Source organism: Streptomyces sp. SA15, from assembly GCF_002291145.1.
Taxonomy (GTDB): domain Bacteria; phylum Actinomycetota; class Actinomycetes; order Streptomycetales; family Streptomycetaceae; genus Streptomyces.
Window position 1 is genome coordinate 86,702 of the sequence record NZ_NTGE01000024.1, and the last position, 10,142, is coordinate 96,843.

At 70.4% G+C, this 10,142-nt stretch carries 8 protein-coding genes; 1 reads left to right on the forward strand and 7 read right to left on the reverse strand.

From position 1 onward, the window contains the following. Positions 1-611 precede the first annotated feature (611 nt). The 4 genes from CLM62_RS49220 to CLM62_RS04225 form a co-directional block, all read right to left on the reverse strand. Positions 612-1,805, reverse strand: coding sequence for a hypothetical protein (locus tag CLM62_RS49220; RefSeq protein ID WP_143658927.1), 1,194 nt, complete (start codon positions 1,803-1,805; stop codon positions 612-614). Beyond that, on the reverse strand, positions 1,723-2,808 hold the full coding sequence (locus CLM62_RS49225; RefSeq protein ID WP_143658928.1) for a hypothetical protein: 1,086 nt from the start codon (positions 2,806-2,808) through the stop codon (positions 1,723-1,725). The genes CLM62_RS49220 and CLM62_RS49225 overlap by 83 nt, the downstream gene beginning before the upstream one ends. Before the next feature lie 47 nt (positions 2,809-2,855). Beyond that, complete coding sequence (locus tag CLM62_RS04220; RefSeq protein WP_143658930.1) at positions 2,856-3,425, reverse strand: hypothetical protein; 570 nt, start codon at positions 3,423-3,425, stop codon at positions 2,856-2,858. A 782-nt stretch (positions 3,426-4,207) separates the two neighbouring features. Next, entirely contained in the window at positions 4,208-5,050 is an 843-nt protein-coding gene (locus tag CLM62_RS04225; RefSeq protein WP_095748507.1) for a helix-turn-helix transcriptional regulator, read from the reverse strand. 152 nt (positions 5,051-5,202) lie between these two features. Between CLM62_RS04225 and CLM62_RS04230 the strand changes: the two genes are divergently transcribed. Next, entirely contained in the window at positions 5,203-5,949 is a 747-nt protein-coding gene (locus tag CLM62_RS04230; RefSeq protein WP_095748508.1) for an SDR family oxidoreductase, read from the forward strand. A 252-nt stretch (positions 5,950-6,201) separates the two neighbouring features. Here CLM62_RS04230 and CLM62_RS04235 read toward each other — a convergent pair whose 3' ends face one another. The 3 genes from CLM62_RS04235 to CLM62_RS04245 all read right to left on the reverse strand — a co-directional run. Beyond that, positions 6,202-7,956 carry an ABC transporter ATP-binding protein gene (locus CLM62_RS04235; protein ID WP_095748509.1) on the reverse strand — a complete coding sequence of 585 codons (1,755 nt, stop codon included), beginning with the start codon at positions 7,954-7,956 and terminating at the stop codon, positions 6,202-6,204. Continuing rightward, positions 7,953-9,692, reverse strand: a complete 1,740-nt coding sequence (locus tag CLM62_RS04240; protein WP_095748510.1) for an ABC transporter ATP-binding protein/permease — start codon at positions 9,690-9,692, stop codon at positions 7,953-7,955. Before CLM62_RS04240 ends, CLM62_RS04235 begins: the two co-directional genes overlap by 4 nt. Then, a partial coding sequence (locus CLM62_RS04245; RefSeq protein WP_179381930.1) for a nitroreductase family protein occupies positions 9,689-10,142 on the reverse strand: 454 nt, incomplete at its 5' end. The genes CLM62_RS04245 and CLM62_RS04240, both read right to left, overlap by 4 nt.

A 10,142-nucleotide genomic window follows, 5' to 3' on the forward strand; every position in this document is an offset into this window, starting at 1 on the left:
TGGCGCGCACCAGCTCCGCACCGAACTCGCCCGCCAGATACGCGACCGCGCTGTCGCGGTCCTGCCGTCCATCGCCATGGGGCGGTGCCGGGGATCGGTCCGTCGGCTGTTCGGGGTCTGGTGTAGCACCGTCGTGATGCTCGTTTGCGTCCATGCCCGCCTCCTTCTGATCGGCGGGGGCATGACTGCCCGGCTCATTTACTCGAACATCCCCCGACAAGAGGGAACTCCGGCGGCGCCCGGTTGACGATTATGGATTGTCGGATGTTCAGCACGACCTGCGTCGTCGCTGGCCACCCCTGCTCCCGGTGTGGCCGGTCCTGCACCGTGGCTCGCCATTCGCCAATCACGCAGGGCATAGGGTGAGCGCCAGTCTCTCGACGCCCAGGCTCCAGGTTCTTCGCCGGATGCGAGCCGTTCGAGAAGCACGCGCTGCCGTTCGTTCAGGGTGGACCACCGATGCACAGGCTTCAGCCCACACCGCACCACCCAGCCCTGGATAGAGCCGAAAGAGTGTCCGTCAGCAGTGGGAGTCCTCTGGGACTTTCCTGGGACTTCCGGCCGCATCAACGGGCACGAGCGTGAAACAGCCGAAAGGTTATTCCTGCTCATCAGCGCGCCGTGACTGCCCATCGCCGCAGGCCACAGGGCTGGCGCGTCTCTTCGTCGCTGAAGTCTTCTTCCCAACACGGCCACCATTCGGTGTGATTCACACCGGCTCGTGCACGGTTCCACAGGGCGACGATCAACCCGTTGGGGCGATGGAGTGCCTTCGCGAAGCGATCAAGTGATTCGAGGACGATGTCGAGCAGGTGCCGCTCGTCCGCGATCCAGCGCAGCTGGGCGGTGTCGGCGAGGCGGATCAGTTGCTCGGGTTCGACAGGTTGGGCATATCGGGCGGCGGCTGTACGCATGGCGGCGCGGGCGTCTACACGCAGTTGCCAGATTCCGGGGTATTCCTCGGAGAGCGCACGCAGTACGGTGGCGGCTTCCAAGGTGCCTTTGTGCACAAGGATGTTCGGCAGGGTGCGGGCCATGTCGCGCAGCCGGTCATCGTCGCCGATGAAGCCGGATTGCAGGGGCTGGTTGACGACGGCGTCGATCCCGATCTGGTCGACGAGCAACCGGTAGAAGTCCGCTACGTCGCGTTCAGGGAGCAAGGCGACGGCATTCGGCCAACTGCCGGACGGAGCGGGCATCCGTGTCAGTCCGTGAAGGAAAGCATCAAGGATGGCCGGGTCATCAAGGCGACGACGGATCAGCGGCCAGACGAGCGGCAAGGTCGTGAGGTGCAGAAGGGCGACGGCCGCAAGCATCCATCGGACGTGCTCTGGTGAGTGGGGTGCGTGATCGGCTGGATTGTCGGCGAGCACGGTGGCTAGTTGGAGCGACGCTTCCGCATCCCTGCGGACCGCGAGCTCACTCAGAACGGCCTGCCACTGTTCTGGACGTCGGTCCGTTTGCCTGGCCCAGCTGTGCAGGGCTGGACGCGCGCTGTCCAACGGCAGTTCTGCGCAGGTACGAGCGATGGTCCGGGCAACGTCGTCGTGGACGCCGTCAAGGACTGCTGTGATCAGACCGGTGAGTGCTGCTTCGGCCCTTTGTCCGCAGATGCGTAGCAGTCGTCGATGAGTGTCGTGTACGCCAGGGCTGGGGTGCATGGTGGCCAGGGCGACGGTCCATCCAGCCCATCTTGCGGGCTTTAGCCGGACGTTTGACAGGTCATCGACCAGGGCGAGCGCCGTGAGTTCGGGGGCGATGCGAAAGTCGATGGCGCCGTAGGGCACCAGGTTCTCGGCAGTCAAGGGCGAGACCGAACGCAGCACATGCAGGGCGGCCCGCGAGAGGAGGTCGTCCAGCTGGGTGCCGGCCGACGGCCGGGACGGCGCCTCGGTTACTGCAGCAAGCCATGAGCCTTCCCAGTTGGCGGGGGAACCGTCTGCTGTGTGGTGCAGCTCGCTGACAACCGGCCCAGGCGCTCCGTAGCTGATCCGGCGCAGTGGTGAGGACGGCGTCGAGCGCCGCGCGAAGGGCGGTTTCGTCGTAGGTGTTCTGTCTGCGCTCCGCCTCTCGGAGCTCGCGGTGCTCTCGCTCCCACGGCGACTCCGCTGGCGGGTTGTCCCAGAAGGCGGTGGCGGCGCGCAGAGTCGGATGAGAGGCTCGGGCGGCCTGAGCCCGTTCCAGCACGGTCCGCTCCTCGGGAGGCGGGAATGCAACAGCCAGGCGCGAGACTTGCTCATCGGCGGCAGACAGCAGGTCCCAGTGCTCCATCCAGTACAGGGCATCGGCCGAAGGAAGCAAGCTACCGATGACCCTGCCCACGTGCAATGCGAGGAATTGCTCTGCGCTGGCACGTGTGATCAGCAGTTCCGCAAGGCTGCGCCTGGTCTGAGCCTCCCGGCCCAATGCCTCTGCCAGATCCTGCAACGGGGTGTGCAGGTCCTGGCTGAAGAGGAATTCATGCTGTCCGGCGAGCCCCAGCAAGGCTTCCGTCACATTGGACAGCACGGCGTCGGATAGCGGTTCCTGACCGGCGAGAGTGATGGCGCGGCCGAGAAGGGACACCACAAGAGCACGGCTTCGACTGTCCTCCGAATCGCAAAGGGTGTCACGGGCCCAGGTGATGGCTTCATCCAGCTCCGGCACGTTGATGAGCTCCGGGAATTCCCGGCGCAGCATGTAGGCACGGCCGATCAGTTGTGGATCCGGGTCGCGCACACTGCTCAAGAACTCGGCCAGCGCGATGTGGGTTGGCCACAACTGTCGGAGCGCCGCAGCGACGACCTCGGGGGACTCGTCCTTGCTCAAGGCACGGATGCGCTGGACTTCTTCGGCATCTGGCGCGCTGATCCCAGTCAGGGCCGCACCCGTACCTCGGCATGGGCGTCTCGGTCTTCGGCGAGGATCAGCAATTCGGCGCTCAGCTCGGGCCGGCGGCATGCCCGGGCGATGCGGACCACTCCGAAGAGGAGGTTCACCTCTGTCCTGGCTTTGAGGTACGGGCGTAGCTGTTCCGCCAGCTGCGGGTGGTCCAGGCGGTGAAGTGAGGCGCTATCGAGCCTGACGGTGTCGTCACTCTTGAGCAGGGTGAGGAGAGCATCAACTACGCGGGCCCGATCTCGGTCCGTTCGCCGGGCCAAGTCGGCGAGGAGCAGGACCAGGGCATCGTCCCGGAGCAGGTCTTCGAACACCGTTGTACTCGTGTCGCTACGCCAGGCAGCAACCTCCTGATGCGCGGGAAGGATGTGCCGGGACGGCCCGTCGCCGATCCACAGCAGCTCACGCTCCACAGCTGCCTGAATGTGGCGGCGGCGCATGAACTCGGCGGCGAGGAACTCCTGGTAGCTCTTGTGCGCGAACTCCCAGCGGTAGTCGCCCAGTGGCCTCAGCAGACTCGACTCGGTCAACTGGCTCAGCTCGTTCATCGTGCACGGAACGGGACTCCCGAGGTGGCCGGGTTCATCGCCTGGGGCCAGGCGGGACAGTTCAAGGTCGTCGACAGTCGGCCCCCCGTCCGGGGGCGCGGCCAGCTTCGCCGTAGCGCGAGCCGCGTCTGTACCGCACTTACCCAGATCGAGCCGCTGCACAGGAAGACCCGCGGCCTCAAGGCCACGCTGTTCCTGCTCGAACGCGTACGACTTGCCCATGCCCCACTCACCCCGCAGGACGAGTACAGGTACCGCTCGCTCGTCAGCCAGCGGCCGTCCAGGAACCGCGCCAGAAAACAACGACGCCTGCGGCCAGCCATAGCGATCCCACTCCAAAGGCTGCCCCAGCGGGAAAACCCGCCGCTTCCACGGCAGACACGGCCACTCCATGACGCGCCACTCCCCCACGGTTCCCAGCGATACGACACCGACCGACGCAGCACTCACACCCTAGGAGGCGCCACTGACACCCTCCCTTCACCGAACGGCACTCCACCGGGCAGCAGAGCACGAACCCACTGCCGCACTTCCCGTCTACCTCGCTCCCTCACTCACCGTGACCGATGCTGTTGTTCGGACGCCCTCCAACACTCCGCCGCATGCGCCTCCACAGGAGCGACCTCTCTGCGGTCGGAGACCCCCGATCGTGGGCGTCTCGAACGCCCCTGAGGGCCTGGGGAGTGTGGAGCTACGAAGCGGGCGCCAACCAGCGGTGGCGCCCCGAGCCGGTCGGCACCGACGGGCAGCGGCTTGGTTCGCGCCCCCAAGGCGGCGCCGGGTCAGGGGGTGAGCTGCTGGTGTCCTATGACGGAGAGCAGTTCGAGCTTTCCCTGGCTGTCCGTGCCGGGGCGGGCGGCCAGCACCACCAGGGTCTGAGCGCGGTCTTGGGTGCACAGGTACTGGGCGTCCATGTCGATACGGCCGAGGTCCGGGTGGAGGACGGTCATGGACTCCCCATAGCGCCGGGCGACCTCCCCGAGTTCCCACACGCGGACGAACTCGGGGCTGGTTTCGTGGAGTTCGGCGACCATACGGGCGGCCCGGTCGACGTCGCTGCCGGCCGTCAGCGCGGACCGCAGGCGAGCTGCCTGGGTGCGGGTGTGGAGCGGGCGGTCTTCTTCGACGTAGTACAGGCGCTCGGCCGGGTCGGTGAACCAGCGGTAGAAGCAGCTGCGGGCCAGGCCCGTATGGCGGGTCTGGTCGCCGAGCAGGGCGGTGGCGATCGGGTTCATCGCGAGGGTCTCGGCCATGTCGGTCAGCACCAGGGCCGGGGTGTCGGCGTTCAGGCGTTCCAGGACCCGCAGGAGGGCCGGGCTGACGTGCTCGTAGTGCTGGAAGCGGGCCGGGGCGTTGTGGCCGATGAGGGCGAAGAGGTGGTCGCGTTCGTCCGGTGTCAGGCGCAGGGCCCTGGCGAGGGCGGTGGTGATCTGGACGGACGGCTGCGGGGCGCGCCGCTGTTCCAGGCGGGCGTAGTAGTCGGTGGACATGCCGGCGAGTTGGGCGACCTCCTCGCGGCGCAGCCCCTGGGTGCGCCGGCGTCGGCCCTCGACCAGTCCGACGTCGGCGGGGCGCAGCATCTCGCGCCGCCGGCGCAGGAACTCCGCCAGTTCTTTCCTGTGCATGTCCCCATGGTCGCCGTTTTGCGTCGGCCCAACCAGGGATCGCCGATCCATGGATAAACCTTCCTCTCCCGCCTCCGCGCAGGCGCTCCTACGGTCGGGGCTGCGGGCGCGACGTTCACCGGCCCGCAGCCAGCGAAGGAGAGAGACCCCCCATGAAGATGACCGGCAACACGATCCTGATCACCGGTGGCACCTCGGGCATCGGGCTCGGCCTGGCGCTGCGTCTGCACGAGGCCGGCAACAAGGTGATCGTCGCCGGCCGCCGCAAGGAACTCCTCGACGAGATCACGACCGAGCACCCCGGCATCGCGGCGCTCGTCCTCGACGTCGCCGACCCCACGTCGATCGCCCACGCCGCCGAGAGGGTGGCGGCCGCTCATCCCGACCTGAACGTCCTGGTCAACAACGCCGGCATCATGCTGCGGGAGAACCTCCTCGACCCCGCCTCCCTCCCGGTCGCCGAGGACCACGTCGCGATCAATCTGCTCGGCACGATCCGGATGACGTACGCCTTCCTGCCCCTGCTCGCGGGCAAGGACGACGCGGTCGTCATGAACGTCACCTCGTCGATGGGCTTCGTGCCGCTGGCGGTCACCCCGACCTACGGCGCGACCAAGGCCGCGCTGCACTCCTTCTCCGAGAGCCTGCGCGTGCAGCTCGCCGACAGCGGCGTCCAGGTGATCGAGGTGGTCCCGCCGGGCGTGCGCACCACCCTCCTCGGCCAGCAGGACGACGAGAACGCCATGCCGCTGGAGGACTACCTCACCGAGACCGTGGACCTTCTGCGAGAAAGGCCCGACGCCAGGGAGATCGTCGTCGAGCGGGCCAGGTTCTTTCGCGAAGCGGCGGCGAACGGTACCTACGACGAAGTCCTGGCCATGCTCAGCGATTACCGCTGAGCGGGTTCGTTCTCGCCGTAGATGAACGCAGTCCGGGGAGATCACCCCCCGGAAGAACTCGATGCCGCTTGGCAGGAGGTGTCCGCCCTCGATCAACCGGTGCCGCCGGGACCAGCGACACCCCCCGGATCATCAAGCAGCACCGGGCACTCGCGCCTCTGGCCGGCCGGGCGGTGGAGAACCGCACTGGTGTGTGGGGCGGCAGCGTCCGCCATCGCAAGGGAAGCTCCGCGCCCTCGGGTGGTCCGGTGTTCAGGACGGGGCGACGGCGAGGACACGGTTGAGCGCGCTGTCGGGGCGGGTGGTGAGTTCGTCCCAGGTGCCTTCCTCCGTGATGCGGCCGGATTCGAGGACGGCGATGCGGTCGGCGCGGCGGATGGTGGCGGGGCGGTGGGCGATGACGATCGTGGTGCGGTCTGCCTTGCCGAGAGCGGTGGCGAGTTGGGCGTCACTGGCGTTGTCCAGGTGGGCGGTGGTCTCGTCGAGCACGAGGACTCTCGGCTCGGCCAGCAACGCGCGGGCGAGAGCGATCCGGGCGCGCTGGCCCCCGGAGAGGGTGGAGCCGCGCTCGCCGACGAGTGTGTCCATGGGGGCGATCCGGTCGACGCCGCACAGCCGGGCCGTTTCGGCGAGGAGGTCGTCGTCCGCCTCGGGCGCGGCGAGCCGCAGGTTGTCGGCGAGGGTGCCGTGGAAGAGGGGAGTGTCCTGGCCCACCACGGCGACGGCACGTCGGAGTTCGGCATCGCTCACGTCACGCACGTCGACGGGATCGCCGTTGCCGGGTATCAGGTGGACGGTGCCCTCGGACGGGTCCCAGAATCGGGCCAGCAGGTGGGCGCAGGTCGACTTGCCGGCGCCCGAGGCGCCGACCAGTGCGAGGGTCTGCCCGGCGCGGACTGTCAGATCGACTCCGTCCAGCACGGGCCGGCCTCCGTAGTCGAAGCTCACCTGGTGCAGCTGGACGCCCAGCGGGCCGGTGGGGAGCGGGAGGGGTGAGGCGGGCGGCGGGGCGAGAGCGGGGGCCTTCAGGGCCGCGTCGACCCGGGCGGCTGCGGCGCGCAGTCCCACTGCCTGGCTCAGTGCCCTGGCCGACTCGGCGACGGGGCCCAGCACCGACAGGGCCAGCGCCATCGCCGCCGGGGCCCATGCGCCGTGCAGCCGCCCGGAGGTCACGGACTGTGCCGCGGCAGCCACGACGCCGAGGACCGCGAGCACGATGAGGAGGTCGCGGACCGCGGCGGCCATGGCCTCCCAGGTGGCCTCGGCACGCTGGGCCTCACCCACCTGCCGGCCCTGTTCGGCGAGACGGCCGCGCCGCTCGGCAAGCCCTCCGAAGGCGAGCAGCTCACGCAACCCGTCGACGGTCTCCACGGTGTCGGCCGACAGCTTCGCGGCCGCCGCCCGGGTGCGGGCCCCGCGCGCCGCGCGTCCGCGCGCGTCGGCGAAGGGCGCCGCGGCGAGCAGCGCGGCGACCGGCAGCACCGCCGCCAGCAGCCATGGCTCCACCGCGGCCAGGGCAGCGGCGCCGCCGGTGAACACCACCCCCGAGGCGAGGAGTTGGGCGGTGGTGTGGGCGTAGAAGAACTCCAGTGCCTCGACGTCGGCCATGGCGGTGGCGGCAAGGTCCCCGCTGCGCCGGCCGGCGACGCGGGCGGGCGCGCCGCGGGCGAGCCCGTCGAAGACGCGCACGCGCAGTTCGGCCAGCACCCGGTAGGCCAGGTCGTGGCTGAGGTCCATCTCACGCCAGGTCATCAGGGTGCGTACGAGGACGAGGACGATGAGCGCGCTGACCGTACCCGCTGAGGGGGCGCGGTCCTCGATGACGGCGGTTCCGACGGTGTGCGCGGCCAGCGTCAGCAATGTGACGAGCGAGCCCTGTTCGATGAGTGCGGCGGCACAGGTGCGGGCCATCATGATCCGGTGCCCGGCGAGGGCGGGGAGCAGGGCGCGCAGTGAGCCGCGCGCGGGCACGTCGGCGGTAGCGCGGTCGGTGGTGGTGCTGCTCATGCGGCGAGCCCTCCCTGGTGAGCGTGGCCCGCCTTGACGAGCTCCGCGTAGACGCCCCCGGCTTCGACGAGGGTGGTGTGCTCGCCGACGGCGTCCACGCGTCCGCCGTCGAGGACGACGATGCGGTCGGCGTGCCGGACGGCGGCGAGTCGGTGGGCGACCACCAGGACGGTCCGGCCGCCCGCGGCGTCCAGCAGTTCACGGATGATGTCCGCCTCACGGCGTTCGTCGACCGCGCTGGTGGCCTCGTCGAGGACGAGCACCGGGGCGTCGGCCAGCAGGGCTCGGGCGAGGGCGAGCCGCTGCCGCTGGCCGCCGGACAGGGTGGCGCCCCGTTCGCCGAGGACGGTGGTGTAGCCGTCAGGGAGGGCGGCGATCTCGTCGTGGATGCCGGCGGTGCGTGCCGCGCGTTTCAGCTCGTCGTCCGTGGCGTCCGGCCGGGCCAGGCGCAGGTTGTCGGCGATGGTGGCGTGGAAGAGGTACGTCTCCTGGGAGACGACGGCGATGCCCTGCCGCAGCGAGTCCAGCGCGTACTCCGTCACGTCGCGGCCGCCGAGGGTGATCCGGCCGCTTTGCGGGTCGTGGTGGCGCAGGAGCAGGGCGAGGAGCGTGGACTTGCCGGCGCCGGACGGGCCGACGATCGCGGTCGTACGTCCCGCCTCGGCGGTGAAGGTGACGCCGCGGAGCGCCGGCGTCTCGCCGGCGTCGTAGGTGAAGTCGACGCCTTCGACATGCAGTTCGGGCGGGACCGGCCAGTGGGCCGGTGCCGTGCCCGTGTCGGGGACGGCGGGTTCGGCGGTGCGCAGCGCCGCGAGCCCGTCCGCGGCCGACACGCCCAGGTATCCGGCGTGCCATTCGCGGGACAGGTCGCGGACCGGCCCGAAGCACTCGGAGGCCAGGAGCAGCACCAGGTACGTGCCGGTCGCCGTGGTGGATCCGGTGACGGCCGACCAGCAGGCGAGGAGCGCGGCGGCCGCGGTGCCGCCCTGGATGGCCAGGTCGGTGATGCCGGTGTCGACGAGGGACACGCGCAGCTTGGCGACGGTCGCCCGGTGCAGCGCCGCCGACCGCTTCTCCAGTCGCTCCCGGGTGCGCCCGACGGCGCCGGCGGCCCGCAGGGCGGGCATGCCCTGCAGTGCTTCCAGGTAGTCGGCGCCCAGTTGCTCGTAGGTGTCCCAGTGTTCCTTGCCGCGCTGGGCGAGGAGCCGGTCCCAGGCGCGCGGCCCGAACAGGGCGAGGAGCAGGGCGGGGACGAGGCCGAGGAGGGCGGCCGGTTCGATGACCGCCAAGGCTGCGAGCAGCAGGGGCGGCACGGTGAGGGTGATCAGGAGCTGGGGCAGGTAGCGGGAGACGTAGGCGTCGACACCCTCCACCCCGTCGACGAGGGTGGTGCGGACGGCCCCGGCGCGCGCGGTGGTCAGGTGCGCGGGCCCCAATCGTCCGAGGTGGGCGAGGAGTTCATCCCGCAGAGCCACCCTGACCCTGGCCCCGGCACGGGTGGCGGTGCGCCGTTGCCAGGTGCCGAGGCCGGCGCGGGCGGCGACGACGCCGAGCACCGCGCCGAGGAGCAGCGGGAGCGGGTCCGTGTCACCGCGGGCCAGGCCGGCGAGGGCGAACGCCAGCAGTACGGCCTGCGCGAGGTGGGTGAGGGTGACGGCCGCCTGCAGGAGGGTGGCCGCGAGCAAGGGGCGCCGTGCGTGCCGTGCGGCGCGGCGCAGCTCGGGGTGGACGATCACGAGGTCTTCTCCTCGTCGGAGTGGGTGGTGCCGAGGGCCAGGCCGTGGACGACCCAGTCCCGGCCCGGTGGGGCGCCGAGCGCGGCACCCAGGTCCGCCTGCTGCCAGGAACCGACGGGGCGGGCGGCCAGCCCGTGCCGTACGGCGGCCAGGTGGGCGAAGTGGACGGCGAATCCGGCCCGTAGGTGCGCTCGGCGGATCCGCGGGGCGTCGCTGTCCGCCGGGCAGCCGTACGCGAGCAGGACGGCGCCCGCGTCCGCGATCCATGCCTGGCCGGCGGCCCAGACGGCGAGCGTCGGCCGGGCCTCCCCCGCTGCGAGCCGCCGCAGTGTGCCGTCGGGTGCCGGCTCGACCAGTTCGGGCTGCGGTTCGCCGACGGCCGCGCACCAGGCGAGCTCACCGGCGCTCGCCTGGACGGCTGTGGCGAGCACCGCACGCAGAACGTCCGGG

Coding starts and splice junctions, on each gene's coding strand:
- CLM62_RS04230 (WP_095748508.1), top strand. CDS start 5,203: ATGAAGATGACCGGCAACACGATCCTGATCACCGGTGGCACCTCGGGC.
- CLM62_RS04225 (WP_095748507.1), bottom strand. CDS start 5,050: ATGCACAGGAAAGAACTGGCGGAGTTCCTGCGCCGGCGGCGCGAGATG.
- CLM62_RS04220 (WP_143658930.1), bottom strand. CDS start 3,425: ATGAACGAGCTGAGCCAGTTGACCGAGTCGAGTCTGCTGAGGCCACTG.
- CLM62_RS04235 (WP_095748509.1), bottom strand. CDS start 7,956: ATGAGCAGCACCACCACCGACCGCGCTACCGCCGACGTGCCCGCGCGC.